General features: G+C 66.9%; 28 protein-coding genes and 1 pseudogene. 15 read left to right on the top strand and 14 right to left on the bottom strand.

Annotated elements, in window-relative coordinates:
- From KQ305_RS03480 to KQ305_RS03470, 3 genes are all read right to left on the bottom strand, one after another.
- Positions 1–1,299 (bottom strand): hypothetical protein (locus KQ305_RS03480; RefSeq protein ID WP_399230468.1); only part of this gene is annotated, 1,299 nt, incomplete at its 3' end.
- Between the two features lie 165 nt (positions 1,300–1,464).
- Positions 1,465–1,728, bottom strand: coding sequence for a hypothetical protein (locus KQ305_RS03475; protein ID WP_259724045.1), 264 nt, complete (start codon positions 1,726–1,728; stop codon positions 1,465–1,467).
- Positions 1,729–1,939: 211 nt separating this feature from the next.
- Positions 1,940–2,599: an alpha/beta family hydrolase gene (locus tag KQ305_RS03470; RefSeq protein ID WP_259724044.1), complete on the bottom strand. Its 660-nt coding sequence runs from the start codon at positions 2,597–2,599 to the stop codon at positions 1,940–1,942.
- A gap of 11 nt (positions 2,600–2,610) precedes the next feature.
- Here KQ305_RS03470 and KQ305_RS03465 point away from each other — a divergent pair, with 11 nt between their 5' ends.
- Entirely contained in the window at positions 2,611–3,162 is a 552-nt protein-coding gene (locus KQ305_RS03465; protein ID WP_259724043.1) for a hypothetical protein, read from the top strand.
- A gap of 270 nt (positions 3,163–3,432) precedes the next feature.
- Here the strand turns inward: KQ305_RS03465 and KQ305_RS03460 are convergent, their stop codons facing one another.
- The gene (locus KQ305_RS03460) at positions 3,433–3,672 is read right to left on the bottom strand and encodes a DUF433 domain-containing protein (protein ID WP_259724042.1); all 240 of its coding nucleotides are present in this window, start codon (positions 3,670–3,672) and stop codon (positions 3,433–3,435) included.
- Positions 3,673–3,843: 171 nt separating this feature from the next.
- On the opposite strand from KQ305_RS03460, the gene KQ305_RS03455 reads away from it, so the two are divergent.
- A complete protein-coding gene (locus KQ305_RS03455) occupies positions 3,844–4,104 on the top strand; it encodes a hypothetical protein (protein ID WP_259724041.1) in 261 nt (86 codons plus the stop codon).
- 22 nt (positions 4,105–4,126) lie between these two features.
- On the opposite strand, the gene KQ305_RS03450 is transcribed toward KQ305_RS03455, so the two are convergent.
- Together KQ305_RS03450 and KQ305_RS03445 are read right to left on the bottom strand one after the other, a co-directional pair.
- Positions 4,127–4,438: a chaperone modulator CbpM gene (locus tag KQ305_RS03450; RefSeq protein ID WP_259724040.1), complete on the bottom strand. Its 312-nt coding sequence runs from the start codon at positions 4,436–4,438 to the stop codon at positions 4,127–4,129.
- Positions 4,431–5,390 carry a DnaJ C-terminal domain-containing protein gene (locus KQ305_RS03445; protein ID WP_259724039.1) on the bottom strand — a complete coding sequence of 320 codons (960 nt, stop codon included), beginning with the start codon at positions 5,388–5,390 and terminating at the stop codon, positions 4,431–4,433. The genes KQ305_RS03450 and KQ305_RS03445 overlap by 8 nt, the downstream gene beginning before the upstream one ends.
- 44 nt (positions 5,391–5,434) lie before the next feature.
- Between KQ305_RS03445 and KQ305_RS03440 the strand changes: the two genes are divergently transcribed.
- A complete protein-coding gene (locus tag KQ305_RS03440) occupies positions 5,435–6,169 on the top strand; it encodes a sulfite exporter TauE/SafE family protein (RefSeq protein WP_259724038.1) in 735 nt (244 codons plus the stop codon).
- Between the two features lie 15 nt (positions 6,170–6,184).
- On the opposite strand, the gene arsB is transcribed toward KQ305_RS03440, so the two are convergent.
- From arsB to KQ305_RS03420, 4 genes are all read right to left on the bottom strand, one after another.
- Positions 6,185–7,246 (bottom strand): ACR3 family arsenite efflux transporter, encoded by a 1,062-nt coding sequence (arsB, locus tag KQ305_RS03435; protein WP_259724037.1) that lies wholly within the window; start codon positions 7,244–7,246, stop codon positions 6,185–6,187.
- A 36-nt stretch (positions 7,247–7,282) separates the two neighbouring features.
- The gene (locus KQ305_RS03430; RefSeq protein ID WP_259724036.1) at positions 7,283–8,104 is read right to left on the bottom strand and encodes a hypothetical protein; all 822 of its coding nucleotides are present in this window, start codon (positions 8,102–8,104) and stop codon (positions 7,283–7,285) included.
- A gap of 50 nt (positions 8,105–8,154) precedes the next feature.
- Positions 8,155–9,189 (bottom strand): phosphate ABC transporter substrate-binding protein PstS, encoded by a 1,035-nt coding sequence (gene pstS / locus KQ305_RS03425; protein WP_259724035.1) that lies wholly within the window; start codon positions 9,187–9,189, stop codon positions 8,155–8,157.
- A gap of 114 nt (positions 9,190–9,303) precedes the next feature.
- Positions 9,304–10,410: a DUF389 domain-containing protein gene (locus KQ305_RS03420; protein ID WP_259724034.1), complete on the bottom strand. Its 1,107-nt coding sequence runs from the start codon at positions 10,408–10,410 to the stop codon at positions 9,304–9,306.
- An 82-nt stretch (positions 10,411–10,492) separates the two neighbouring features.
- Here KQ305_RS03420 and KQ305_RS03415 point away from each other — a divergent pair, with 82 nt between their 5' ends.
- Positions 10,493–11,014 carry a hypothetical protein gene (locus tag KQ305_RS03415; protein ID WP_259724033.1) on the top strand — a complete coding sequence of 174 codons (522 nt, stop codon included), beginning with the start codon at positions 10,493–10,495 and terminating at the stop codon, positions 11,012–11,014.
- Here KQ305_RS03415 and KQ305_RS03410 read toward each other — a convergent pair.
- A complete protein-coding gene (locus KQ305_RS03410; protein ID WP_259724032.1) occupies positions 10,981–11,370 on the bottom strand; it encodes a hypothetical protein in 390 nt (129 codons plus the stop codon). The genes KQ305_RS03415 and KQ305_RS03410 overlap by 34 nt on opposite strands.
- On the opposite strand from KQ305_RS03410, the pseudogene KQ305_RS15405 reads away from it, so the two are divergent.
- From KQ305_RS15405 to KQ305_RS03385, 6 genes and pseudogenes are all read left to right on the top strand, one after another.
- Positions 11,369–11,917, top strand: a pseudogene (locus KQ305_RS15405) (ATP-dependent zinc protease); the annotation flags it as partial. The gene KQ305_RS03410 and the pseudogene KQ305_RS15405 overlap by 2 nt on opposite strands.
- 90 nt (positions 11,918–12,007) lie before the next feature.
- Positions 12,008–12,931 carry a 30S ribosomal protein S6--L-glutamate ligase gene (gene rimK / locus KQ305_RS03405; protein WP_399230473.1) on the top strand — a complete coding sequence of 308 codons (924 nt, stop codon included), beginning with the start codon at positions 12,008–12,010 and terminating at the stop codon, positions 12,929–12,931.
- Positions 12,928–13,746, top strand: coding sequence for an ABC transporter ATP-binding protein (locus tag KQ305_RS03400; RefSeq protein WP_399230459.1), 819 nt, complete (start codon positions 12,928–12,930; stop codon positions 13,744–13,746). Before rimK ends, KQ305_RS03400 begins: the two co-directional genes overlap by 4 nt.
- A gap of 18 nt (positions 13,747–13,764) precedes the next feature.
- Entirely contained in the window at positions 13,765–15,969 is a 2,205-nt protein-coding gene (locus KQ305_RS03395) for a mechanosensitive ion channel family protein (protein ID WP_259724030.1), read from the top strand.
- Entirely contained in the window at positions 15,962–16,531 is a 570-nt protein-coding gene (locus KQ305_RS03390; protein ID WP_259724029.1) for a hypothetical protein, read from the top strand. Before KQ305_RS03395 ends, KQ305_RS03390 begins: the two co-directional genes overlap by 8 nt.
- A 22-nt stretch (positions 16,532–16,553) precedes the next feature.
- Positions 16,554–17,162 (top strand): PCC domain-containing protein, encoded by a 609-nt coding sequence (locus KQ305_RS03385; RefSeq protein WP_259724028.1) that lies wholly within the window; start codon positions 16,554–16,556, stop codon positions 17,160–17,162.
- Positions 17,163–17,173: 11 nt separating this feature from the next.
- Here the strand turns inward: KQ305_RS03385 and msrA are convergent, their stop codons facing one another.
- Entirely contained in the window at positions 17,174–17,875 is a 702-nt protein-coding gene (msrA, locus tag KQ305_RS03380; protein ID WP_259724027.1) for a peptide-methionine (S)-S-oxide reductase MsrA, read from the bottom strand.
- Between the two features lie 86 nt (positions 17,876–17,961).
- On the opposite strand from msrA, the gene KQ305_RS03375 reads away from it, so the two are divergent.
- Together KQ305_RS03375 and KQ305_RS03370 are read left to right on the top strand one after the other, a co-directional pair.
- Positions 17,962–18,243, top strand: a complete 282-nt coding sequence (locus KQ305_RS03375) for a hypothetical protein (protein WP_259724026.1) — start codon at positions 17,962–17,964, stop codon at positions 18,241–18,243.
- Between the two features lie 896 nt (positions 18,244–19,139).
- Positions 19,140–20,075: a phycobilisome rod-core linker polypeptide gene (locus KQ305_RS03370; RefSeq protein WP_259724025.1), complete on the top strand. Its 936-nt coding sequence runs from the start codon at positions 19,140–19,142 to the stop codon at positions 20,073–20,075.
- Between the two features lie 17 nt (positions 20,076–20,092).
- Here the strand turns inward: KQ305_RS03370 and crtD are convergent, their stop codons facing one another.
- Positions 20,093–21,658, bottom strand: a complete 1,566-nt coding sequence (crtD, locus tag KQ305_RS03365) for a C-3',4' desaturase CrtD (protein ID WP_259724024.1) — start codon at positions 21,656–21,658, stop codon at positions 20,093–20,095.
- 516 nt (positions 21,659–22,174) lie between these two features.
- Here crtD and KQ305_RS03360 point away from each other — a divergent pair.
- On the top strand, positions 22,175–22,819 hold the full coding sequence (locus KQ305_RS03360; protein WP_259724023.1) for a hypothetical protein: 645 nt from the start codon (positions 22,175–22,177) through the stop codon (positions 22,817–22,819).
- Positions 22,820–22,940: 121 nt separating this feature from the next.
- The gene (locus KQ305_RS03355; RefSeq protein WP_259724022.1) at positions 22,941–23,882 is read left to right on the top strand and encodes a fructosamine kinase family protein; all 942 of its coding nucleotides are present in this window, start codon (positions 22,941–22,943) and stop codon (positions 23,880–23,882) included.
- A 13-nt stretch (positions 23,883–23,895) separates the two neighbouring features.
- Here KQ305_RS03355 and KQ305_RS03350 read toward each other — a convergent pair whose 3' ends face one another.
- Positions 23,896–24,267, bottom strand: a complete 372-nt coding sequence (locus tag KQ305_RS03350) for a CAAD domain-containing protein (RefSeq protein ID WP_259724021.1) — start codon at positions 24,265–24,267, stop codon at positions 23,896–23,898.
- A gap of 43 nt (positions 24,268–24,310) precedes the next feature.
- On the opposite strand from KQ305_RS03350, the gene KQ305_RS03345 reads away from it, so the two are divergent.
- Positions 24,311–24,757, top strand: a complete 447-nt coding sequence (locus KQ305_RS03345) for a M67 family metallopeptidase (protein WP_259724020.1) — start codon at positions 24,311–24,313, stop codon at positions 24,755–24,757.
- Position 24,758 lies beyond the last annotated feature (1 nt).

Below are 24,758 nucleotides of genomic sequence, written 5' to 3'. Positions count from 1 at the left end.
TGTAAACGGGGCAAGTTTACTGTAGGCGCTGCCGAGATTATTGATTGTGTCGGCCCAGGCTTGCGGCAGCTCGGCTTCTGTGAAGACCCGCAAGGCATTGGTATAGGCCTCGATGGCGTTCTCGATCTGTTGTTTCGGATTCTCTGAGAACGGGGCAAGAATGCTGTAGGCGGAGCCGAGATTCTTGGTTGTGGTGGCCCAGGCTTGCGGCAGCTCGGCTTCTGTTCTGATCCGCAAGGCATTGGTATAGGCCTTGATGGCGTTTTCGATCTGTTGTTTTGGATTCTCTGAGAACGGGGCAAGACTGCTGTAGGCGGAGCCGAGATTATTGGTTGTGTCGGCCCAGTCTTCCGGCAGCTCGGCTTCTGTGAAGACCCGCAAGGCATTGGTATAGGCCTCGATGGCGTTCTCGATCTGTTGTTTCGGATTCTCTGAGAACGGGGCAAGCTTGCTGTAGACGATGCCGAGATTAACGTTTGTGATGGCCCAGGCTTGCGGTAGCTCGGCTTCTGTGTAGACCCGCAAGGCATTGGTATAGGCTTCGATGGCGATCAGCAGATTGGATCGCGAACTACCAAGTTGATACTCCTGCAGTAAAGATCCAAGGTTGTCAAGAACGGCGGCCAGGGCCTGTCGCTGGCCTTCATCTGCCTGTTCGATTGCACCTGGAAACCAGTCGCTCAACAGGGCTGCCAGGTCAGTGTTCAGCAGCGACAAATGAGCGCTGAGGAGCGAGAGCACGCTCGCCGGATCGCCATTGCTGTCTGCAACCGTCTGCAATAACTGCATCAAAAATGCTTCTTGCTCATTCGAGTGGCTAGTTTTGGCGGCGGTTACACCATTCGCCAGTTGGGCGGCAAAGTTGCGCAACCAGGCAGCCCATTGCTGGTTGTTCTGCTCCACCAGCCTATGGGCCACCTGCTCACACATGCTCACTAAACCCTGGTCCAGGAGTTCGCTGTGTGCCCCCAGGATCCGTTGCTCTTCTCCCGCTTGGCACGCCAGCAGAAGCTGGATCAGATCCACATAGGCCTGCTGCCTCTCTGCTGATGGGGGCTCCTGCGGCGAATCGTCCTGCCTGATGAACTTCGCAATTTGTTGGGCAAGATTCTCCAGAAACGCGGCTGCATCGGAATTCCCCTGCTGCCGCAACGTTTCCGAATAGTGCTGCATCGCCGCTACTAATCCCTCATCCAGCAGCTCTGGGTGGGCGTTGAGGATCGTGTTCTCCTCCCCGCTGGGGCACTTCAGCAGCTTGATGATCAGTTCTGCGTAGACGCTCAGGCGTTGGTCGTCCATGGAACGGTCAGCGACGTGATCTTGGCGATCGGGCTCGCCGGGCAGGGTCTTGAGGATACGGGAGCTTTTTCAGTGCCCATCGATCTACCCCAGCTCAGGGCAACCGGACTTCCAAGCCCAGATCACTTGCCGTAGCGGCCAGGGATCCATGGGGCTGGGCCTCGATCACCCGCCGCAGCTTCCCGAGACCCTGCGATCAACAGCTGGTTGCCAAAGTTGAACAGGGCCAACCTGCTGTTCGGCATCTTCCGGCCCTAAGGCAGCGGGGAGGCGTTTCACCTCCTGCCTAAAGCGCAGGGCCGTGTCCTTCTTGAGGTCCGCCCTGGACGAGAGCACGTTGGTGCGCAGGAAGCGGGCCTTGCCGTACTCGCTCTGATTCACGAACAGCACATAGGGCCTATCCCCATCTGTCCCCGGCTGGTTGTCCATGATGGTGATGAGGATCTCAGCCGTGGCAATGCTTAGTTCAGGTCTGCTTCCCCACTCTCCACCCCAACTCCCTGCACCCACTCGCTCACCACCTGTTCCATGACGCTGCGCAGTGAGTGACCCCACCAGCTTCACAGTGGATTGCCGGTTCAACCCCGTAGATGGGTCTCTGGTCGCTCCAGGTAGCTGTTGGGCAATTCGGCTGTGAAGCTCAGCGGAACAACAGCTCCTGCATGAACTGATCGCTCAACGCCACCGCCGCCGCCCAGTTCTCCGCCTCGCTCAGCCCAGAACTCCGCGTGGGCTTGAAGCTGTGGTCGCCGCTGGGGATCCAGCCCAACTGCACCGCTGGCGACAGGCTGTAGGTCTCCACCTCCTCCCGCCGCCCGAACGTGTCCCGCTCCCCCTGCAGGATCAGGCTGGGCGTACTCAAGGCGGCCAGGTGTTCGGTGCGCAGCTGCAGCGGCTTGCCGGGCGGATGGAAGGGATAGCCCAGGCACAGGCAGCCCCGCACCCCGTCGCTGGCGGCCAATTCATCCACCAGCAGGCTGGCCACCCGCCCGCCCATCGACTTGCCGCCGATGAACAGCGGCCGCTGCGGGCTCTCGCCCGTCTCCAGCCGCACCTGCTGGCGGAACGCCTCCTGCAGCACCGGCATCCGCTCGGGTCCCTGGCGGCGGCCCGTCTCGCGCATCCGGGCCATGTAGCCAAACTCGAAGCGCACCACCCGCCAGCCCACCGCGGCCAGTCCGGCGGCGATCGCCGCCATGAAGGGGCTGTCCATCGGTGCCCCGGCCCCATGGGCCAGCAGCACGGTGGCCGGCGCGTCGTCGGGTCCGTCGATCAGGCGGGGAGCGGAACTGGTGCCCATACAGTCAGACCATGACACGCCGGATCGGCCACGCGCTGCGTCGTGCTGCACGGCTTGGGGCCATGGGGGCCATCCTGCTGCTGGCGGCCGGATCGGCATGGGCAGATGGACGCGGATCAAGCCCGGTGCTCCGCCTCGACGGGATCGGCCCGTTGCGTCTCGGCATGAGCCGCGCCGAAGCCGTCGCCACCGGCTGGCTCTCCGCTCCGGGCCCCGGTTGTGAGCTCGGCGGGCCGCCGCTGCCTGTCGTCTACAAGCTCAAAGGGCCCAAGGCGCCGGCCGGAATCGTCGGCACGGCCCAATTCGACCGGGGAACGTTGCGGGTCTTCGCCTTCTCGGCCGGTGTGCGGACGACGTTCGGCGTCGCCATTCCCGGCGGCACCGTGGGCGACCTGCTCAAGCGCGCCCGCGCCGCCGGCCTGTCCGCCACCTCGGTCTACGACGAGACCTTCGCCGGGCGGTTCGTCACGGTGAACCGGGGCGGCAAGCAGGTGCTCGGTGCGTTTGCCACTCAGAGCGCGATCGCCACGCTCGCGGTGCCGTACGTGCCCGTCTGCGAGTAGCCGCAACAGCAGCCTGGATGGCTTCCGTGGCCAGTCGAATCCTTGGCCAGCTGGTGGTGGTCAGGACAAGGATCGCGATGCTGCGCTCCTGGAGGTTCTGCTGATACCGAAGGTTGGTATCGGTCGTCATCAGCAGCTCGTAACCCTCCTGCTCCGCCAGCCGGATCAACTCGCCATGGGTGACGGTCGACCAGCCCAGCTCGTAGGCCGTGGCCTTCCAGATACCGCCGCAGGGGAACCGGTGTCCCCTGATCAAACAGGATCCGCACTTCAGACCACCGTCGCAGCCGTGCTCCGGGCGACAGGCGCAAGAACCAGCCGGGCCTGCGCGACGCTGACGCCAGGAAAGAGCTCGACGAACTCCTCAAGGGAAACGCCGTCTTCCAGATTTTCGAACAGGGCCGCCACCGGAATCCGTGAGCCGCGAAACACCCAGGCACCACTGACACGCCGTGGATCGTGCTCCACGGCAGGGCAACCCGCCCAGTCCAGATCAGTCCCAGTGGCCATGGGTCCAGCCGGCAGCCGAGGCCTTCAGGGAAGACAGCCTGCCTGTGGGTGGACGTGGCGCTGCTGTCTCTTCACGGCAGCTCCAGCCAACCCCGCCGGGCCCGATCCAGAGGGTCAGGCCGTCGAGTCGTTCCTCCCTGGCAGCAGAATCCAGGTGCTTGCCTTTCCACCATGGGCGCGATTCTGCTCACCGTTGTCACCGTGCTGCTGGGCTACGGCCTGGGCAAGGGCGTGCCCCGGCTGGTGCAGGGCTCGGGCCGCCTGGCGCGCCGCTCCCGCTTCAGCCAGCTGGCCTTCGGCAGCCTGCTGCTCCTGCCCTGGCTGGTGGGCATCGCCTTGGTGGTGCAGATCCCCCTGAACCCAGGGCTGCTGTTGCCGGCGAGCGGCTATGCGGCCGGTATGGCCTGGGGCCGCCGCAAGGTGGGGTTGTAGACGCGCCCGTTGGGGCCAACCCTCACCGCGGCAACTGCGATTCCAGCTCCCGCAGCCGCCCCTCGAGGGCCTCGATCCGCTCCAGGTAGGTGAGGGCCAGGGCCATCCCGGACACATTGAGGCCGAAGTCGTCGCGGAGGCGGGCGGCGCGGCGGGCCAGGGTCACCGTATGGACGTGGAAGGTCCACACCGGCGCGTTGGTGGCGCAGCGGAAGACCCCGAACTGGACCAGTTCGATCACCTCCTCGTGGCCCAGCCCCGAGGCGGCCAGCAACTCCTCGAGGGCCACGGTGCAGGCGTCGTCGTCGTCGGGGATCAGCAGATCGTCAGCCATCGGTGGTGGGTCCTTCGAGGTGGTGGCGGGGGTGGAACGACGAGGCTTCGGCGAGGTCGCGGTACAGCGCCTGCTCCCGTTCACCGATCTTTTCGGGCAGCACGATCTGAATCACACCGTAGAGATCGCCCGCCCCGTCGCGCCGCTGGGGCAGGCCCTTGCCGGCCAGGCGCAACTTCTGGCCGCTGCGCATCCCCGGCTTCAGGCTCACCGCCACCGGGCCATCGAGGCTGGGCACGCTGATCTCGGCCCCCAGGGCCGCCTCCCAGGGGGCGATCGGCAGCTCCAGGTAGAGGTCGTGGCCCACGGCCCGGAAGCGGGGATGGGGCGCCAGCCGGACCACCAGATACAGATCCCCGGAGGCACCGCCGGCGATGCCATCGCCCCCCTTGCCCGGCACCCGCAGCCGCTCCCCCTCCACCACCCCGCGGGGCACCCGGATGCGGCCGCTGCGGCTCTGCTTCTGGACGCGGCCGTCGGCCCCCAGGATCGGAACGCTGAGCGAGAACGACACCTCCGTGCCGCGGGTGGCCTGCTCCAGCGTCAGCTCGGTCGCCACCTCCACGTCCTGGCCGCGGAGCGGGAAGTCGGCCGCCTGGCGCCGGGGGCCGCCACCACCGAAGCCGCCACCGCCGAAGCCCATCCGCTCGAACAGGTCGGCCAGGTCCACCTCCTGCTGACCGCCGCGCGAGAAGCGGCTGTCCCATTCCGGGGAGGGATGGAACTCCTCGCCGGGGCCATGGCGGCCGAGGTCGTCGTAGGCCTGGCGCTTCTCTGGATCGGAGAGGGTCTGGTAGGCCTCGCTGATCTCCTTGAACTTGTCTTCGGCGCCCGCCTCCTTGGCCACATCGGGGTGGTATTTCCGCGCCAGTTTTCGGTAGGCCTTCTTGATCTCCTCGGCGCTGGCGCTGCGCTCCACCTCCAGGGTGGCGTAGTAATCCTTGAACTTCATCGCAGCATCCCTGCCCGGCCCCTGAGATCGGAGGCCATCTTCCTATGCCCCTGCTGATCGCCCTGGCGGCGGTGGCCTTTCTCTATGCCTCGGTGGGCCACGCCGGCGCCTCCGGCTACATCGCCGTCCTGGCCCTGGCGGGGCTGCCGGCCCCCGAGATCCGCGCGATCGCCCTGGTGCTGAACGTGCTGGTGGCAAGCGTCGGCACGCTGCAGTTCGTCGCTGCCGGCCACTTCCGCCGGGATGTCTTTGTGCCCCTGGCCCTGGCGTCGGTGCCCGCGGCGCTGATCGGTGGCGCCATTGCCTTGCCAGCCACTCTGTTGCGGCAGTTGATCGGAGCGGTGCTGCTGTTCTCCGCCTGGCGGCTGGCCGCCCATAGGACGCCGAGCGATCCGCAGGCGATGCAGGTGCCCCGCCGCCAGGTCGTGGCCCTCACCGGCGGAACCCTGGGCCTGCTGGCGGGGCTCACGGGCACCGGCGGTGGAATCTTCCTGACCCCCTGGATGATCCTGCGCTCCTGGCTGCTCCCCAAGCAGGCGGCCGCCGTCTCGGTGGCCTTCATCCTGGTGAATTCGATCGCAGGCTTGGCCGGCCTGGTGCTGCGCCAGGGCGTCGCCGCCCTGCCGGATCCTGGGGCTCTCGCGCCGCTGGCTGTGGTGGTGCTGGTCGGCGGCACGCTGGGGGCTTACGGCGGCAGCCGCCGCTTCTCGTCGCCCTGGATCCGCCGCCTGCTGGCGGTGGTGCTGCTGATCGCCGCCTGGAAACTGCTGGCCGTCTGAGCCTGAGCCGGGCGATCAGCCGATCGGCAGGACTTGGAAGCGGCGCCGCAACCACAGCGATACATAGACCAGCGCCACCAGCACCGGCACCTCGATCAGGGGACCCACCGATCCGGCCAGCGCCTGGCGGGAGCTGACCCCCCAGACGCTGATGCTCACGGCGATGGCCAGCTCGAAGTTGTTGCCGGCGGCGGTGAACGCCAGGGTGGCCGTTTTCGCGTAGCTGAGCCCGTTGCGCAGTCCCACCGCAAAAGCCACGCTCCACATGATCGCGAAGTAGAGCAGCAGCGGCACGGCCACGCCGACCAGCCGGAGCGGATCGGAGGTGATCGCCTGGCCCTGCAGGGCGAACATCACCACGATCGTGAACAGCAGGCCGTAGAGCGCGAACGGGCTGATGAAGGGGATGAAGCGCTGCTCGTACCAGCGGGGCCCCTTGAGCTGCAGGCCGATGCGGCGGCTGAGGTAGCCCGCGGCCAGCGGCAGCCCCAGGAACACCAGCACCGCCGCGGCGATCTCCGCCATCGAGAAGGTCACATCCTGGGTGGCCAGGCCCAGCCAGCCAGGCAGGATTTTCAGGTAGAAGCCACCCAGCAGGGCGTAGGCCAGCACCTGGATGATCGAATTGATCGCCACCAGCAGGGCCGCCGCCTCCCGGTCGCCCTGGGCCAGATCGATCCAGATCAGCACCATGGCGATGCAGGGGGCCAGGCCGATCAGGATCAGCCCGGTGCGGAACTCCGGTTGGCTGGGCAGGAACAGCCAGGCCAGGGCGAACATCAGCGCCGGCCCCAGCCCCCAGACCAGCAGCAACGACAGCCGCAGCAGCCGCCGATCCCGCGCCGCCCGACCCAGTTCCTCGTAGTGCACCTTGGCCAGCACCGGATACATCATCAGCAGCAGCCCCAGGGCGATCGGCAGGGAGGTGCGGCCGATCCTCACGGCATCGAGCCATCCCTGGATAGCGGGGAAGAAGCGACCCAGGAGCAGGCCGCCGGCCATCGCCAGCAGGATCCACAGCGGCAGGTAGCGGTCGAGCAGCGACAACCGGGCCAGCACGGCCCTTTCCTCGTCCATGGGACCGGCCCTGCTGATTGAATCAACGCTAATTGATTAGCCAGTGGAGCCTTGCTCCGCTGCTCGCTGGAGCCGCTGCACCGCATCGGCAACGGGCCGCAAGGAGACGTTCTCCACCGAGAGCGCCTGGGAGGCCCCGAAAGGGTTGTCGAGATCGGTGATCAGCAGCAGCAGCTTGATCAGCAGCAGGGAGATCACCCCGATGAAGAACAGGGATTCCGCGAAGGGCTCGATCCGGGAGAGCACCAGCCCGACGGTGAGAACCCCTGTTCCGATGTAAGCAATCCCGTAGACGGAAGGGACGAACGTGGTGCTGCGAATCACGTCGATGCGCTGCACGCCGCGGCGGATGTTGGCCAGCTCCAGCAGCAGGCGCGCCTGCAGTGGTGCCGGATACAGGCAGCCCAGCTGCTCGATCGCCAGCTGCAGCTCGTTGAGCCGCTCCAGCAGCTCCAGGGTCGGCCCGGCCTCCTGCATCCAGGCCAGCAGCGCTTCGCTGAAGCCCGCCAGCAGGGCCAGGGTTCCCTGCACCTCGGCCTCCGGCCGAAGCAGCCGGATCCCCTGCACCTCCAGGGCGAGGCACTCCAGGGCGGCGGCCAGGTCACCCGGCAGCTTCTCGCTTTCCTTGTAATCCGTCAGCACCCCATTCAGCAGGAAGCCGAGCAGAAACACCTCCGAGGCCACCAGGGCGGAGAAGAGCGGATTGGGGGTCAGCACCTCCCAGTGCTCCTGGTGCACCAGCACCCGGCAGGCCTCGATGGCCAGCAGCACCAGGCCCACCCTGCCGAAGAACCAGACGCGTCGCAGCAGGGGCCTGCGGTCCGGCTCGTTGGCCGGATCGATGGCACGGGCGTTCATCGACTCGAAGCGAACCGCTGGCAGTCTCGGTGGTCGGGCTGGGGGCTGAATCAGCCCTTAATCTTGGCCACCTCCTCCTTGACTCGCTTCAGCACGTCGCCGCTGAGGGGAACGAAGCCGAGTTCCGCCGCCTGCTGCTGGGGTGCTTCCTCGAGCGACCAGAGCAGGAAGGTGCGCATGGCTTCCGCCTTCTCAGCCCCCTGTCCGCTCTGGTAAGCCAGGATCCAGGTGAAGGCCACGATCGGGTAGCTTTCGGCCCCTTTGGGGTTGCAGTCTTCCCCTCCCAGACGCTCATCGAGGACGATGTTGTTCAAGGCTGCCGCCCCTGATGTCGCATCCGGAAGGACGAACTTTCCGTCCTTGTTCTGCAGCGCTGCCGGCTTCACCGCCCCCCGCAGGAAGGCCTGGTTCACATAGCCGAGCGAGCCGGGGGTGTTCTGGATCAGGCCGGCCACCCCCTCGTTCCCCCTGGCGCCCAGCCCCACGGGCCATTGCACCGCCTTGCCGACGCCCACTCTCTTCTTCCATTCCGGCGAGAAGCAGGCGAGCGAATTGGTGAAGTTGAAGGTGGTGCCGGAACCATCGGAGCGGTGCGCCACGGTGAGGGGCCTGGCCGGACAGCCCAGGGCGCTCCAGTTGGTGATCTTCCCGAGATAGATGTCGACCAACTGGGCCTGGGTCAGCTTGAGGCCGGGGCAGTCGGGATTGTTGTAGGCCGGGCTGATCGTGCCGCCCAGCATCGGGATCTGCACGGCGCCGCGCTTGCCGGCCATACCCTCTTTGAAATTCGCATCGCTGAGGTGTTCGTCGGTGGCGCCGAAATCCACCGAACCGGCCAGAAACGAGCGCACGCCCTGGCCGGATCCCACCGACTGGTAGTTCACCAGATACCCCTTGGCGGTCTTGTAGTCGGCGGCCCAGCGCTGGTAGGCCGGGGCGGGGAAGGAGGCCCCGGCGCCGTTGAGCGAAGGCAGGCGGCGGCCGCCGGAGCCGCAGGCGCTGAGGGTGAGCGTCAGAGCGGCTAGCCCTACCGGCAGGCAGGCACGGCGAAGAGGGGTGATGGTTCGCGGGAGTTGGAGAGTCACTGGCTTCACGACACTGGATGCCTTGCATCTAGGCGACGTTGAGCAGGCCTTTGGTTAAGAGAGGTGCCAAAAGTGACAAAGGCGACAGCGGGAAACAGCAGCTTCCCAGTCCAGCTATGGCTTTTCCTCCAGCTCTTCCGCCTCCGGTGCGCGCGGTAGCAACGGCAGCGTTGGAAGTGGCAGCACCTCCAGGGCAGCGGGATTCGGTGCAGTTTCCGGGCCGATCAGGTCCACGGCGGTGCGTTGCACCACCAGCCGGAAACGCAGGGGCGCCTGGCTGCGGTTGATGAAATCCTGCACACCGGCCACCTGCTTGGCCGTGGGCAGGGCGGGATCCGTCACCCGCACCCGGGCCCGTATCAGCGGTGGGTTCTGCTGCCAGTCGATGCTGAGGCCCACCAGATCGATGGCGGGGTCGCCGCCCAGGGTGATCGTGCTGCTGCGCAGGCGCTGCTCGATCGTGGCCTCCACCTGCTTGGCTTTCGTCTCCTGCTGGGATCGGTTTAGCAGGCGAAAGAAGCTGCTGCCCAGGGGAATCACCAGCAGGGCGGTGAGGGCCACGCTGGTGAGGCCCAGGCGGCTGTGAAACAGCCGGCGCCGGTACACCGTTTCCAGCGTCCCCAGGGCCGCCATCGCCCCCACCATGATCCCCAGCAGGTTGGTGGCGAAGAGCAGCAGCGCCCCATAGGCCTGGCCCCAGAAGGAGGAGGCCAGCAGGATCCCCACGACGCAGATCGGCGGCACCAGGGCCACGGCGATGGCCAGGCCGGCCAGGGCCGAGATCGCATCCTTGCGGAGCTTGGCGTACATCGCCACCGCACCAGCCACCAGGGCCACCCCCAGATCCAGCAGGTTGGGACTGGTGCGGTTCATCACCTCGCTGCCGAAGCTGGGGAAGGCCACCAGATGGCCCACCGCCATCGCCAGCAGCACGCAGATCACCACCCCCAGCATCAGGGTGCGCAGGGCCCGCAGGAACATCGGCAGCCGCCCCCGCAGGATCTCGAAGGCCATCGCCTGCAGCGGCATGATCCAGGGGGCCACCACCATGGCGCCGATCACCACCCCGGGGCTGTTGGCCAGCAGCCCCAGAGTGGCGATCAGGGTGGCGCCGACGGTGAGCACCACGAACACCTGGTTGAAGCTGGCGTCGTGCTCGAACTCCTGCTGCAGCGCAGCCAGCCGACCGTCATCGGGCGGGGCGATAGGGGAGGAGGTCATGGCCGCGGCGCTCTTGGACGGCTCCCCAGCCTGCTGCGTCGTCGGGATACCTTCAAGTTTCTGTCCAGCCTTTCATTGCCCCATGTCACGGCTGAATCCTGCAGCAGCGGGCCTGGTGCTGGCAGTCCTTGTGCCCCTGGCCGCACAGGCAGAAAGCTGGTCGTACCAGCGGCTGGTGGAGGCGTTCGAGCAGCGCGGCTTCAGCGTGCTCGGCAGCCACCCCCGCTGCGTGGAGCGCGGCCTGTACGGGCTCTACTTGCGTGAGAGCCGGCGGATCGTGGTCTGCCCCCGCGGCAACCTCAACGACACCCTGCTGCACGAGGGCTGGCATGCGGTCCAGTCCCGCTGTCTGCGGGGACGGCCCCATCTGGGTGAGGAGGAACTGCGCCGGGGCCTGAGCCGGCGCGACCAGCGCGACCTGGCCCGGCTCTACGGCGAAGGCCGCTGGCAGCGGGAAGCGGAAGCCAGGGTCATGGCCCGCCGCGATCCCGCCTCCTACTTCCGCCTCGTGGACGAGCTCTGCGGTTCACCAGCCGCCCCACCAGCCCCGGAGCCGCCCGTGGCTGCGCCTCAGGGCCAGGCGGTGAAGCGCACCGGCTCATAGCGGGCGATCGACGCACGCCAGCCCCGGATCGCCAGGGCGGCCAGCTCGGCATGAAAGTCGGCGCTGGCGCCGCCGTCGACCCAGCGGGCCTTGAGCCGGGGCAGCTGCTCCTGAAGCACCTCCAGCGGCAGCTGCACCAGCAGCAGGCTCGCGTCCCCGGCGGCTCGCTGCAGGGCACCCTCCTCACTGCGCTGCCAGAGGCGCAGCAGCAGCTCGAGCACCAGGGTGCGGCCGTCATCGCCGGGGTCCGGCGCTTCAGCCGCCGCCGCGGCCAACGACTTGCCGTTCAGGGGCAGGGCCCGCTTTCCCTCCTGCTCCAGCAAGGCCAGGGCCACCAGATAGGGAGCATCCGCCATGACCATCGCCTGCACAGAGTCCCCAGCCTGCTGGATCGGCAGCGGCCAGCACCGCTCCCCTCTCACAACGGCCTGTCGACAACGGCCTGGCGACTGGCGAGCATGGCGGTTCGTGGGCCCGCCCCACGCCACCCGCCCCGGATCCATGGACAGCTTCGACGGCAAGATCATCGTGGGCAGCGAGGAGTGGTGCAGCTTCCCGGACGCTGGGCTGCCGGCGATCAAGGCCCGGGTGGATTCCGGCGCGGCCACCTCCGCCCTCCACGCCACCAACATCGTGGCCTTCGACCGCGATGGGCAGCCCTGGGTGAGCTTCGAGGTGCACCCGCTCCAGGGTGACCGGGTGGTGGTGGTGCGCCACGAGGCCCCCGTTGTCGCCAAGCGGGAGGTGCGCAACACCAGCGGCGTCCCGGAGAGCCGCTACGTGATCCGGGAGCGCCTGGTGCTGGGTGAACAGAGCTGGGAGGTGGAACTCACCCTGGCCAATCGGGATGCCATGGGCTACCGGATGCTGCTGGGCCGCCAGGCCATGGTGGGCCGGATCCTGGTGGACCCGGAGGGCAGCCATCACCTGCGCAGCCTCAGCGCCGAGGAGAGCCGGGCCCTCTATTCCCATGTCCGCAAGCGCGACGATGGCCTGCGGATCGTGCTGCTGGCCTCCAACCCCGACCTTTACAGCAACCGTCGCCTGATCGAAGCCGGCGAGGAACGCGGCCACCACATGCAGTTCCTCAACATCCGGCAGTGCTACATCCGCCTGGATCCGCGCAACCCGGAAGTCCACTACCGCGGCGGAGACGTGCTCGGCACGGTCGATGCCGTGATCCCGCGCATCCGACCCAGCGTCACCTTCTACGGCTGTGCCGTGACGCGTCAGTTCGAATCGATGGGGGTGCCGTCCCTCAACAGTGCCCACGCGATCACCGTCTCCCGCGACAAGCTCTTCGCCTCCCAGGAGTTCGTCCGCGCCGGGCTGAACACCCCGGTCACGGGATTCGCCGATTCCCCGCTCGACACGGTGGATCTGATCCGCATGGTGGGCGGTGCCCCCCTGATCGTGAAGCTGCTCGAAGGTGCCCAGGGCAAGGGCGTCGTGCTCGCCGAGACCCAGAAGGCGGCCGAAAGCGTCATCAATGCCCTGCAGAGCCTCGACGCCAACCTGCTGGTGCAGGAATTCATCAAGGAGGCCGGCGGCACGGATCTGCGCTGCTTCGTCGTCGGCGGCAAGGTGGTCGCCGCCATCGAGCGCCGGGCGGCCGAGGGGGAGTTCCGGGCCAACCTGCACCAGGGGGGAACGGCCCGGACCGTGCAGCTCGATGCCCCTGAGAAACAGATGGCCATCAAGGCCTGCAAGGCCCTCGGGCTCGATGTGGCCGGCGTCGACATCCTCCGCTCCCACCGCGGGCCCCTGCTGCTGGAGGTGAACTCCAGCCCCGGGCTCGAGGGGATCGAAGCGGCCACCGGCCTGGACCTGGCCGGAAAGATGATCCAGAAGCTGGAACGCAAGCTCGGCTGGGGTCGTCCCGCTGGCCAGGAGGCTGCCGCCGACGTGAGGTCGTGATCGAAGCTCCTGCTCCACCGGCTGCTGGTGCCACCCCCTACCTGGAGCTGCAGGCCGTCGAGGCCTGGCTGGGCCCCCGCCGGGTGTTCGAGGATCTTTCCTTGCAGCTGCACCGCGGTGAGCACACGGTGGTGCTGGGCCCCAACGGTTCCGGCAAGAGCTCGCTGGTGAAGCTGCTCAGCCGCGAGCTCTATCCCGTGGTGAGGCCAGGCTCGCGGTTGCGGATCTTCGGCAGCGAAACGGTGAATCTCTGGCAGCTGCGCGGCCGTATCGGGCTGGTGTCCCAGGACCTGCAGGCCGGCTACGGGGGCCAAGTGCCTGCCGCCGACGTGGTGCTCTCCGGTTTCTTCGGCTCGGTGGGCATCGGCCGCAGCCAGGTGGCCAACGCGGCTCAGCGCCAGCGCGTGGCGGAGTTGATGGCGCAGCTGGCTCTGGCCGATCTGGCGGAGCGCCCCTACGGCCAGCTCTCCGACGGGCAGCGGCGGCGCCTGCTGCTGGCCCGGGCCCTGGTGCACGGGCCCGAGGTGCTGGTGCTGGACGAGCCCACCAACGGACTCGACCTCAAGGCCAAGCACCAGCTGCTGGCGATCCTGCGCGACCTGGCCGGTGCAGGCACCACCCTGCTGCTGGTGACCCACCAGATCGAGGCGATCCTCCCGGAGATCAGCCGTTGCGTGCTGTTGCGCGAGGGGAAGGTGGTGGGCGACGGCCCCGCCGCCCAGTTGCTGCAGGACGCTCCCCTCAGCGCCCTGTTCGCCACCCCCCTGCGGGTGTGCGAGGCGAACGGTTACCGGCAGGTGTTGCCGGCGCGCTGAGCCGCCATCATTCGGGACATGTGCCGTGGCTTCTGGGTGCCCCGTCCGATCCGCCTGCTGCTGGCCTTCTTCACCGCCTGTCTGCTGCCGCTGATGGGCCTGTCAACGGCGGCGCTCTCCGCCAGCCCGGGGGGCGCACCCCCCGCCTTGGGCCGGAACACCTACGTGTCTCTGGAGAGCCAACCCTTCCATGGCCAGCTGCTGGACCTGAAGCAGCAATGGACCGATGCACCCCTCAACCAGGTGGTGGGGGACAGCCCGCGGGCCACCCTGCTCAATTTCTACGTGGTGATGGCGCAAGTGAGCCGGGATATCGCGCGAATCGAGGCCAAGGCTGCAGTAACACCAGGTCTGGTCTGGTCGAGCGCCGTGCGTAGCGAACTGGAGCTGATCGACAGCTACTTCGCCGAAGCGGTGAAGGCCCTGGATGTGTCGGAGATCCCCCAGAGCATCCGGGCGGATTTCGCCGATGAATATGCCCTCAAGCTCAAGGTGATTCTCGATTACGTCTTCACCCACAGCCGCAAGCCTTTCGAGATTCCTGATGTGGCTGGGATGAAGGCACTGAACGAGGCAAGGGTGCGCCCCAGTGCCAGCTGGACCATCCCGGGCACGTCCATCACCTTGACCGATGAAGGCTCCCATGAGGGCCGTGATCACGGCTACATCTTTTCGGCCGCGACGGTGGCTCAGATTCCCAGCCTCTATGAAGAAATCAAGGATCAGGTGGCGTCCTCCGCCAGCGCCTCTGGCTTGCTGACGCCAGCGATCTATGCCGCCTTCAGCCTCAGGCCCGGCCACATCCTGCCGCCCAAGTGGTATCTCAACATTCCCCAGGGTTTCCGCCGCAACGTGCTGGAGTCCCATCTCTGGGACCAGACCCTGTTCCAGATTGTTGTGGGGCTGCTGGCGCTGGCGGTCTTCGCCGTCGTTCAGTTTCGGTTGGTGCTGGCCCTGCTTGGCACCTATCGGATGACCGAACGGGCGGCCAGCAAGCAACTCACCCCCATGCAGATCTGGCAAGTCGACAACATTGCCTGGCACCGGGTGCTGCTGGCGGGGATTGCCCTGCCCATAATCCGTCTGGTGGAACTGCTGCTCGATCACTACGTCAACGTCACCGGCCTGCCCCTGCAGGTGCTGATGTATCTGCTCTACACGCTCTACTTCTGCTGGGCGGGGTTGTTCAGCTTCTTCCTGATGGAGGCCCTCGGACGCAGCCTGGCGGAGTGGATCACGATTCTGCGCGGACGGCGCAATCCCCTGCAGTTGAGCCGGGTCAGCAATCTGGTGATGCCCGTCTGCCGGGTGCTGGGGGCCATCTTCGGAGTCTCCCTGATGTACCGGCTGCTGATCCTGCTGGGCCTGCCGGGCTCCACCGTGCTGGCCTTTTCCGCCGTGCCCGGCCTGGCCATCGGCTTGGGGGCCTCGAAGCTGTTGGGCAATCTTTTCGCCGGTCTGTCGATCCAGACCGACCGCCCGTTGCGGGTGGGGGAGTTCTGCCGCATCGGCAGCAATCTGGGCTATGTCACCAAGATCGGCCTGCGGTCCCTGGAGCTGCAGACCCACGAGAGCCGCATCACCATCCCCAATTCGATCGTGGATGAAGAGACGATTGTCAATTACTCCCTGCGGTCGGATAAGTCGCCGGATCTGGTGTTGCACGTCTTTGAGTTGCATCTCCCCCTTCCTGGGACTCTCACACCGGATCAGTTACAGGATCTGTTGCATTACAGCCGCACCTTTCTGGCTGATGAGCTGCCTGGATTGACGAACGCCCAGGTGTTCATCGACCAGATGGCGCAGGATGAAGACTTGCTACTGCGCTGCTGTGGGCAGATTCAAGCTCCCAACTGGACCGACTACCTCACCCTCAGGGAATCGGTCCTGCTGCGGTTGCGGCAGCTCCTTGATCAGGTGATCCGTTCCCGCATGGTGATCGGCGTGGCGTACAACACCAGTCCGGAGCAGCTGCAACGCATCCCAGCACTGATCGCCGGTCTGTTCGATCACGAGCCTCTGGCGGCCTTCCGCGCCTGCCGCCTGTTGGCCATCAGCGACTTCAGTTACGACTTCACCTACGACTACCGCTCGTCCCAGCCCACCTACGCGGCGTTCAAAGATGAGGTGGCCCGCCTCAACCGGGCCCTGCTGGCCCTGTTCGCCACCGAAGGGATCGAGATCCCCTACCCCACCCAGGCGGAGGTCCAGATCGATGCCTGAATGCTTTCTCCATACCCTGACGGGCTGCGGCCTGGTGATCGCTGCCTATCCCCGCTTCAGGTACGACGCCCGTGGGGGCGGGGGCCCGGGGTGGCTCACTGATGGGGACAGCACCGGTTCGCAGCGGCTCCGTTTCGAACCCGATGCTTTGAACATCCCGCCGCTCGACTGGCGCACCACCCGGTTCCTGGGCCTGCCGTTGCCCCCGGGTCTGGTGATCACGATCCATCCCCAGCAACTCGAGGGCAGCCTCGATGGCGCCACCGGCGCGATGGCGCTGCGGTTCTGCGCCCGCTTCCGCTTCGCCATCGGCTCGCTCTACCGGGCACCGGATCTGATCGTCGACACCACGCTCAGCACCGGTTCGGTGCAGGGTCGCCGCCACCAGGCCACGGGCCAGCCCCTCGATGGCGACGGCCAGGCGCAGCTGGTGGGGGTGGCCAGCATCGCCCCCAGTGGCGATCCCTGGCTCGACCGCTTCCTGGGTCTGCCCGATGAGGCCTTGGCGTTGCTGCGCTGCCGGTTCGAGCCGCTGGCGCCGGACGGTCGGGACTTACCTTGACCCCCTGACGTCTGCTGCCGCCATGCATCCCCTGCCGTTGCATCTCGGAGCGGGCAGTGATCTGCGCGCCAGCCTCGAGCAGCTGGGGAGCGAAGCCGGCACCTCGGGGTTCGTGCTGGGGGTGGTGGGTGACCTCTCCCATGCGGCCTTCCAGTGCCCGGGCCAGGCCGAACCCACCGTGCTGCAGGGCCACCTGGAGATCATCACCCTGCAGGGCACCGTGGCGCCCCAAGGGGTGCACCTGCACCTGAGCCTGTCCGATGGCGAGTGCCAGGTGTGGGGCGGCCACCTGGAGCACGGCAGCCTGGTGCTCAGGGGTGCCGACCTGCTGGTGGGATTCCTGCCCACCGCCGCACCCCAGGAGCCAGTGGCAGCCAGCCCCACCCAGCCGCGGGTGGAGATCGCCGTGCGCAGCGGCTGCCCCTTTTCGGCCCGGGCCCTGCGCATGCTGCGCACCCTCGGCATCCCCCACGTGGTGCAGCTGGCCGACGACGAGGGCGTCCGTGAGGAGGTCGCCGAACGCAGCGGCCGCAGCTCCATGCCCCAGGTGTTCATCGATGGCGAGCCCATCGGCGGCTACGACGCCCTGGCCGATCTGCACGGCCGCGGCGCCCTTGACCATCTGCGCTGAGGGCGACCCCCCTAGCGGGCCAGCTCCGGAAACTGGGTCTTCAGCCGGGCCACCTTCGGCTGGTCATGGATCACGACGTAGGGGTGGGCCGGGTTGCGGGCGACGAAGTCCTGGTGATAGGCCTCGGCGGGGGTGAAGCCCCGCCAGTCCTCCACCGTGGTGGCGATCGGCCGCGGCAGCGCGCCGGAGCGGTTCACCTGGCTGATGTAGGCCGCGGCCACCCGGCGCTGCTCCGGGTCGGTGGGAAAGATCGCCGAGCGGTACTGGGAGCCCACATCCGGACCCTGGCGGTTCAGCTCGGTGGGATCGTGCGCGACGGCGAAGAACACTTTCAGCAGCTGGCCGTAGCTCACCCGGGCCGGGTCGTAGGTGATGCGGATGCCCTCGGCGTGGCCGGTGTCGCCGCCGCTCACGCGGTCGTAGGCCGCGGTGGCCGGGCTGCCGCCGGTGTAGCCGGTCACCACCTCGGTGACCCCCTTCACGTGCTCAAACACCGCTTCCATGCCCCAGAAGCAACCCCCTGCCACCACCGCCGTGGCGCGTGGGCCGGCCGCCAGGGTGAGCCCGGTGGCCGGATCGGGCAGGCTGGCGGCCACGGCGCTGGAGGCTCCCAGTCGGGGCAGAAGGCCCGCCGCGATCAGCGGCAACGCCAGCAGGCTGACAGCCAAGGCCGAGAGGGCGGCGGCTTTGGTGAGGCGGGGCGACAGTCGCATCGGAGGGGAATCGGGTGTTGCAAGAACTACCGGCCAGGGCCTCCAGCGGATTCCCCCGTAAGGTCAATCAGAGCGAAGGAACCTCCATGGCAGCCCGCCTCGCCATCGGCCCGGTGGACGTGAGTCCCGAGGTGCGTGAGTGGGTGGATAGTGAAACGCTGCAGCGTCTGGTGGCCCGCCACCGCAGGGGCGACTGGGGCGTGGTGGATGCCCGCGATGCCCGCGACAACACCATCGCCGCCTACCGCCAGCAGGGGTCTCTGCGCAGCGTCTTTGATCTCGGCCAGGGCCTGCAGGTGTGGATCCTCACCCATGATCTCGGCACCGACCGATTGCACACCCTGGTGCTGCTGCCGAGTGACGAATAGAGCAATGAGGGTTGGTTGGGCGCTCGTCGGCCTGCATGATCTGGACGATTCGTCAGCCCTAATCACATTGATCGGGTCCAACTTGTCAGGGTGCTGATGACAGTCAGCATTCAACTCTGTCAGCATTCACGTCTGTCAGTATTCACGTCCTGGGTGTTGCCTGGCCTGGTGCCGCCCCCACACCCGTCCGCGGCGTCAGGCCAGGGGAGGCTTGGCTTTTCTCCAGAGTCCCTGTATGTCCACGTTGGCACTGTCTTCATAATTTCTTCCGTCAGCCTGTGTTGCCTTGCCTCTGGACGGGGGCGTGGGATGCCGTAAAAGTGGTCAACAGGTTGTTGGAAGCTGAAGGAATGATTGAGCTTCCGCAGCCCAGGCGTCAGTCCCTGTCCAGGGTTCAGGGCCCGCCGACCCAATGGTCTGAGGTTCGTCCTCCCGATGCAGGCTCGGCCGCGCCGATGTGGTCTCCGGCCGACGAGCTGGCCGCCCTTGAGACCGTCTGGGAAAGCCTCTGTCAGGACGCCACCAGACCAGGCCCTTCCCCGCAGCTGCCGAACCTTCCCAGCCCCAGCCTGGCCCGAGGGGGTGCCCAACGCCCCCTTCGCCAGCGGAATCGCCTCGCTGGCGGCAATGGGCGGCTGGCTTGTTGAGCTTTTTCTTCTCTTTTCTCAATTCTTCGTGGTGAAGGAATGTATGGATCCTTCGCCAGGCGCTTAGCGCTGTAACGATCTTGGTTTCTTTGCTCCGAATCGGGTAAGACTCTCGGCTTGACATCGTCGACGGGCAAGCCTTCAGGAGAACCCTTTTCTGTCGTGCGCCTGCATCGGTTTCCGCCAGAAGCCGCCAGCTCCCCTGCCCATGGCGATGCTCTTCTCCCTGCCCTTTGCGTTGTTTTTCCCATGGCCCTGGTCCAAGCCCCTTCCCTTGGTATCGAGCGTTTCGCAGATGATCGCAACAAGGAGAACTGGTCGAAGGCGTCGCCGCAGGATCGTGATGGCATCATCCGGCTGGTGTATCAACAGGTGTTGGGTCAGCAGTATGTGATGCAGAATGAGCGCTTGGTCGGTGCCGAATCTCTGTTCCGTAACGGCTATCTCACCGTTCAGGAATTCGTGCGCACCCTCGCCAAAAGCGGACTCTATCGCTCACGCTTCTTTGAATCCTGCAACCCTTATCGCTTCATTGAGCTCAACCACAAGCATCTCCTGGGCCGGGCTCCCCACAACAAGGCCGAGATGCTGCACCACTTCACGGTCCTGCAGGAGCAGGGCTATGACGCCGAGATCGATTCCTACATCGACAGCCCCGAGTATCAGGAGCGCTTTGGCTCTGATGTCGTGCCCTATCTCCATGGTTGGGACTATTCCTCCGGCCACCAGGGTCAGCAGTTCTCCTGGCTGATGCAGCTGGCCGGTGGAGCGGCCGCTTCGGTCAAGGGCGACAGCGCCGGCACCCGCTTCAAGCTGGGCAGGGCCCTGCACCAGGATCGGGCCGTGACGGTGTCGCTCAGGCGTCCCCGCTTCAGCGGTGAATCGTTCTTCCAGGCCAACCTGGGCCAGGGTGGGGCGAGCGTGGATGGCCCGGTGTCCCGCAACGGCCAGCCCACCGATCCCTCCCGCAGCCACCGTGAGGAGGCCTTGGTGGTGTCGGCCGGTGTGCGCAGCACCAGCACGTCCAGTGGTCGGGTGGCCACCATCACCGCCACCGGCCTGGTGAACAACGCGATGGTGCGCAGCGGCGCCTACGTGATGCGGGTGCCCTACAGCCGCATGAACGAGGCCCTGCAGCGGGTGCAGCGTCTCGGTGGCCGGGTGGTGCGCGTCAGCGTCAACTGAGTCAGCGCCCGGGGGGGTCAGGGCCGCAGGTCCACCCCCCTCCGGGCCAGCAACTGGCGGCAGGCCATCAGGGCCGAGAGGCTCACCCCGGCGGTGCCCTCGCCGGGGTGGATGGCATCCCCACACAGCCACAAGCCCGCCAGGGGGGTGCGGCTGGCCAGGCCGAAAGGTCCGAAGCGGCTGGGGTGCTGGCCCAGGCCGCCCACATAGCCCCAGGGCCGCCCGGTCCAGCCGGCAAAGCCCCGGGGGGTAGCCAGCTCCCCGTGGAGCCAGTCGGCAGGCCCTACTCCCAGCAGGTGTTCCAGGCCCCTCTGGATGGCGGCCATCGCCTGCTGCTTGCGGGCCTGATAGTCGGCCTCCTCCTCCCCCCCGAACCAGGGGTGGGCTGGGGTGAACACGCTGGCGATCACTGTGGCCCGCCCGGCGGGGGCCCGCCCGTCCCCGTCCTGGCTCACCGAGACGAACAGGGAGCCCGGTTCGGTGGCCTCCAGCTGCAGATGGCTGGGGCACCCGGGCGGCAGCTTGTCCCGCTCGACGGCCCCGTAGAACACCAGGGCGCCGCTGGGTTCGTGCAGGTTTTCGAGTCGCCGGCGGTAGCCGGCTGGCAGGGAGTCCCCCAGCAGGGCCGGCAGGGACTGGGGGGGCAGCGTGACCACCACCTCGGAGGCCGTCAGGCTGAAATCGGCCTCCGCTGTCCTCGGGGCCCCGGCCCGGGCGCCGGCGTGTCGACCCGTGATCTGCCAGCGGTCGTCCGGCTGGGCGGGCGGCTGCAGCCGTTCGACGCGGTGCCGCAGCCGCAACCGACCGCCCTGTTGTGCCAGGGCCTGCTCGAGGCTGTCGCTGAGGGCCTGCATCGACCCCTCCAGGTGCCAGAGACCCAGCGGCTCCTGCACCATCGCCAGCACCGTGGCCCCATAGAGCGCGGCCGTGCGATCGGCGGGCTCCTGGGAGTAAAGCTTCAGCTGCAGGTCGAGGAAGCGCCGCAGTCGCCCGTCGGCGGCGCAGCCGGTGAGCTGCATCAGGTCGGCCACGGTGGTGGTGGTGAGCAAGCCGCTGGCCAGCGTCCCTGGCCCCATCGCCCCCAGCAGCTGGCCCAGATCCCACCAGGTGCGGGGCGGCAGCACTGGATCCTGGGAGGCGAAGGCCCAGTTGGCCCGGTGCACGGCGTCACAGAGGGCCCAGAAGCGGCCACTGCCGGGGAATTGCCTCAGCCGTTCCTGGTGCCAGCGCTCCGGGTCGCGCCAGATCGACACCGGCTCAAGGCCATCGCCCAGGTCCACCACGCAGCCGGGATCCAGCGGTACGGCCCCCGGCGGCGCCACCCCCAGATGGCGGAACAACCGCGCGTGGATGCCGGCGGGGTGGCCAGCACCACCGTCCTCCAGCCCTGCCACCTGCGTCGCCCCCACGTCGAACACGTAGGGCCCGCGCCGGAAGGTGCCGGCACAGCCACCGCTCTGTCGATGGGCCTCGAGCAGGTCCACCTGGAGCCCCTGCTTCGCCAGCAAGGCCGCCGCCGTCAGGCCGGCGATGCCGGCGCCCACCACCACCACCTCCGTCCTGGACTCGTCGCTGGGGGTCAACGCTTTGGAGGCCTCGATGCCGATGCTGGCAGGCTGGAGACCAGGGCCGTGGTTCCTCCTTTGGGCTGGCGGCAGAGGGGCTGGTGCCCACCGAGGTCGCCGCATCGCGAGGGACCTGGATGCATTTCGGCGGCAGATGTGCAGCGGCTGAATCATGAATAGGCCAGGCTCCATGAAAATGGGTACGGCTCCCATAGGCTTGCAAAATCGGTTTGGGTTGTCTTTCGCTTTCTCTGCGTCACAAGCGAGCTGTAAGGATGTCGCTCATCGGTTGAAGATGAGTGGCGCAGTAGCCTATCTGTCCTCGATCTTTCTTGCCTCAACCATCGCTCATATGCGGCAATAATGCAGCATATGAATGTTCCGTATCCTGGTTTAAGCGGTGTTTTGACTGAGCTAAAAGTGTGATACCTTGGAAATTGGTTATAGCGTTCCTCCGGCGCCCTGCACCCAAGAACTATGATGACGACTCGACATTCTTCTGTATTCGCCACCTTGAAGGGTGGTCTGTCTCCCTTGGCTCTCACCAAGGTGCTGTTCACAGCTGTTGTTGCCACGGGCTTCGCCACCGCACTGTCGGCGGGTCCCGCCAAGGCTGACGCCACCACCACCTGCGGGATCGCCGCTGATCTGACGATCGGCGACAAGATCATCTCCAACATCTTCTGCAGCAGTGGCGTTGGTGCGGAGACGGAGATCCGTTTTGATTCGGCAGGTTTTGTTTACGATTTCGGAACCACGATCAGTCCGCCAACCCAGTCCGGGTCGATCGCCTACACCATTACCATCATGGATCCCCGGGCCTTTGAGTTCCAGGCTGTTGGCCTTGGCGCTGGGTGCGCCTTCCCCGATCTGGGTGGGTGCACGGTGACCAAGAACGTCAGCTGGAGCGGCGGTTCTACTTCACTGGTGGCCGTCAACGGAATCCCACCGGTCTCCTACGTGTTCGCGCCCGGCGTTTCGACGCTCAACATTGAGGACGTGTTCTTTGCGCAGGGGCAAACGGTCGTTTCCGTTGTCAATAACTCATTCATCCAGAGGGCTGCGCAAGCACCGCCGGACTCCGTCCCCGGACCTCTCCCCATCCTGGGCGCCGCTACCGCCTTCGGATTCAGTCGCAAGCTCAGGGCACGGATCAGGAAACCAGCCGCAACGATCTGAATCCGTTCCCCTTCATCCCCGATCCATCCTTGCCGTCAGGCAGGGATTTTTTTTGCAGGCTCCTCTCCTCGGACTGTATGGGTCCGTCGGGTCAGGCTGGAGCTAGTCACCGCATCGCCCCATGCCTCCCCCTGATCCCTTCGCCCCCTGGCTGGCCGAGCGCCTCGGGGTGGAGCTGGTGGGTTGCGCCCCCGTCGGCGGTGGCTGCATCCACAGCGCCTGGCGGTTGGATCTGGCCGATGGCAGCAGGCTGTTCGCCAAGACCAACGGGGCCGCCTCCTTGCCGCTCCTGGAAGCCGAAGCCGAGGGTCTCCAGGCCCTGGCGGTGGCGGCCGGCGAGGCGGGGCCGCTCGTGCCCGTTCCCCTGGCCTGCGGCGTGGCGGGAGCATCATCCGTGCTGGTGCTCTCCTGGCTCGAGTTGGAGGGCGGCCGTTCCGCCGCACAAGTGCCGCAGTGGCACCGCCTGGGGGCTGCCCTGGCGGCTCTGCATCGGCGCAGCCTCACCCGCTGCTGCGTGGCGGGGGATCGGGGCGGATCGTCCTTCGGCTGGCCCCGCGACAACGTCATTGGTGCCTTCCCCCAGGGCAACGGCTGGGACGACGATTGGGGCCGTTTCTTCGTGGAGCGGCGTCTGGTTCCCCAGCTGGAGCACCTGGCCTTCAGCGGCACCCCCCTCGCTCAGGCCCAATCGCTGTTGGAGCGCGCCGGTCAGTGGCTGGACAACCATCAGCCCGATCCTTGCCTGGTGCACGGCGATCTCTGGAACGGCAACGCCGCGATCACCGCCGGCGGCCAGGGGGCGATCTTCGATCCGGCGGTCTACCGGGGCGACCGGGAAGTGGACCTCGCTATGGCAAGGCTGTTCGGTGGCTTCCCCGACCCATTCTTCGACGGCTACGAAGCCGAATGGCCCCTGCCGTCAGGCCACCGCTTCCGCCGTGATCTTTACAACCTGTATCACCTGCTCAACCACGCCAACCTCTTCGGTGGCTCTTACCTGGGCCAGTGCCAGGCCCGCATGAATGAGCTCCTGAGCCGGGGAACGGACCAGGAGAGGGGGTGATGCTGCTGGAGCTTCAGGTCAGGTATTCCTTGCGCAATGTCTGGACCTTCGTCATCACGGCCGAGCGCTTCTCACCCGTGGTGAGGTTGTGCCAGCTCCAGTTGCCCACCACCACCAGCCCCAGCAGCTCCAGCAGACCCGGGACGACCGGCAGCAGGTTGATGGTGTCAAGCACACCCTTGATCAGGATCTGGGCCACGATCACGGCCAGCAGCACGCCGGAGGCTTTGCCGACCCGGCCCACCTGGCTCCAGTCCACCTTGTCGAGGGTTTCGTTGACCTTGCCGATCACCTCGCTGTAGCGCTCGGTGAAATCCACCCCTGCGGCGCTGCTGGTGGTTTCGTCCTGCATGGTCTCCTTCTCCTCTGTCGTGCTGTCGATCATGGAAGGAGAGGTCTCCTGACGGAATGATGCATAACGTACCGGTGTGAACCCACAGACGCCAGCGGAATTGCGGCTCGGTCGGCAGGCGCTGACGCTGCTTGAGGCCGTCCTGGTGGCGGCCGCCCCAGAAGAGGGCTGTGCCCTGCTGCTCGGGAGCCGTGACCCCTGGTGCGTCCGGCGCGTCTGGCCCTGCCTCAACGTCTGGGAGCCGCCGGCCGAGCGGTGCCGCCGCTTCGCCCTCGACCCGCGTGAGCAGCTGCTGGCGCAGAAATGGGCCCGGGTCCGGGGGCTGAGCGTGCTGGGATCGGCCCACAGCCATCCGCTTTCGGAGCCCGTGCCCTCGGCCCTGGACTGTTCCCTGGCGTTCGCCCCCACCCTGATGCTGATCCTGGGGCAGGGCCCCGCTGCGGGAGAGCCGCGTTCCCTGGCCTGCTGGTGGTTGCCGGAACAGGGCAGCCCCCGGCGGTTGGCGTGGAGAATGGACGATTAGT

Source organism: Synechococcus sp. CS-1332 (assembly GCF_025127995.1).
Taxonomy (GTDB): domain Bacteria; phylum Cyanobacteriota; class Cyanobacteriia; order PCC-6307; family Cyanobiaceae; genus Cyanobium.
This window is presented reverse-complemented; position numbering and strand designations above follow the sequence as displayed.

Excerpts from the sequence above, each read along its gene's own strand:
- KQ305_RS03475 (WP_259724045.1), bottom strand. The coding sequence starts at position 1,728 with ATGGACAACCAGCCGGGGACAGATGGGGATAGGCCCTATGTGCTGTTC.
- KQ305_RS03470 (WP_259724044.1), bottom strand. The coding sequence starts at position 2,599 with ATGGGCACCAGTTCCGCTCCCCGCCTGATCGACGGACCCGACGACGCG.
- KQ305_RS03465 (WP_259724043.1), top strand. The coding sequence starts at position 2,611 with ATGACACGCCGGATCGGCCACGCGCTGCGTCGTGCTGCACGGCTTGGG.
- KQ305_RS03460 (WP_259724042.1), bottom strand. The coding sequence starts at position 3,672 with ATGGCCACTGGGACTGATCTGGACTGGGCGGGTTGCCCTGCCGTGGAG.
- KQ305_RS03455 (WP_259724041.1), top strand. The coding sequence starts at position 3,844 with ATGGGCGCGATTCTGCTCACCGTTGTCACCGTGCTGCTGGGCTACGGC.
- KQ305_RS03450 (WP_259724040.1), bottom strand. The coding sequence starts at position 4,438 with ATGGCTGACGATCTGCTGATCCCCGACGACGACGACGCCTGCACCGTG.
- KQ305_RS03445 (WP_259724039.1), bottom strand. The coding sequence starts at position 5,390 with ATGAAGTTCAAGGATTACTACGCCACCCTGGAGGTGGAGCGCAGCGCC.
- KQ305_RS03440 (WP_259724038.1), top strand. The coding sequence starts at position 5,435 with ATGCCCCTGCTGATCGCCCTGGCGGCGGTGGCCTTTCTCTATGCCTCG.
- arsB (WP_259724037.1), bottom strand. The coding sequence starts at position 7,246 with ATGGACGAGGAAAGGGCCGTGCTGGCCCGGTTGTCGCTGCTCGACCGC.
- KQ305_RS03430 (WP_259724036.1), bottom strand. The coding sequence starts at position 8,104 with ATGAACGCCCGTGCCATCGATCCGGCCAACGAGCCGGACCGCAGGCCC.
- KQ305_RS03420 (WP_259724034.1), bottom strand. The coding sequence starts at position 10,410 with ATGACCTCCTCCCCTATCGCCCCGCCCGATGACGGTCGGCTGGCTGCG.
- KQ305_RS03415 (WP_259724033.1), top strand. The coding sequence starts at position 10,493 with ATGTCACGGCTGAATCCTGCAGCAGCGGGCCTGGTGCTGGCAGTCCTT.
- KQ305_RS03410 (WP_259724032.1), bottom strand. The coding sequence starts at position 11,370 with ATGGCGGATGCTCCCTATCTGGTGGCCCTGGCCTTGCTGGAGCAGGAG.
- KQ305_RS03395 (WP_259724030.1), top strand. The coding sequence starts at position 13,765 with ATGTGCCGTGGCTTCTGGGTGCCCCGTCCGATCCGCCTGCTGCTGGCC.
- KQ305_RS03390 (WP_259724029.1), top strand. The coding sequence starts at position 15,962 with ATGCCTGAATGCTTTCTCCATACCCTGACGGGCTGCGGCCTGGTGATC.
- KQ305_RS03385 (WP_259724028.1), top strand. The coding sequence starts at position 16,554 with ATGCATCCCCTGCCGTTGCATCTCGGAGCGGGCAGTGATCTGCGCGCC.
- msrA (WP_259724027.1), bottom strand. The coding sequence starts at position 17,875 with ATGCGACTGTCGCCCCGCCTCACCAAAGCCGCCGCCCTCTCGGCCTTG.
- KQ305_RS03375 (WP_259724026.1), top strand. The coding sequence starts at position 17,962 with ATGGCAGCCCGCCTCGCCATCGGCCCGGTGGACGTGAGTCCCGAGGTG.
- KQ305_RS03370 (WP_259724025.1), top strand. The coding sequence starts at position 19,140 with ATGGCCCTGGTCCAAGCCCCTTCCCTTGGTATCGAGCGTTTCGCAGAT.
- KQ305_RS03355 (WP_259724022.1), top strand. The coding sequence starts at position 22,941 with ATGCCTCCCCCTGATCCCTTCGCCCCCTGGCTGGCCGAGCGCCTCGGG.
- KQ305_RS03350 (WP_259724021.1), bottom strand. The coding sequence starts at position 24,267 with ATGATCGACAGCACGACAGAGGAGAAGGAGACCATGCAGGACGAAACC.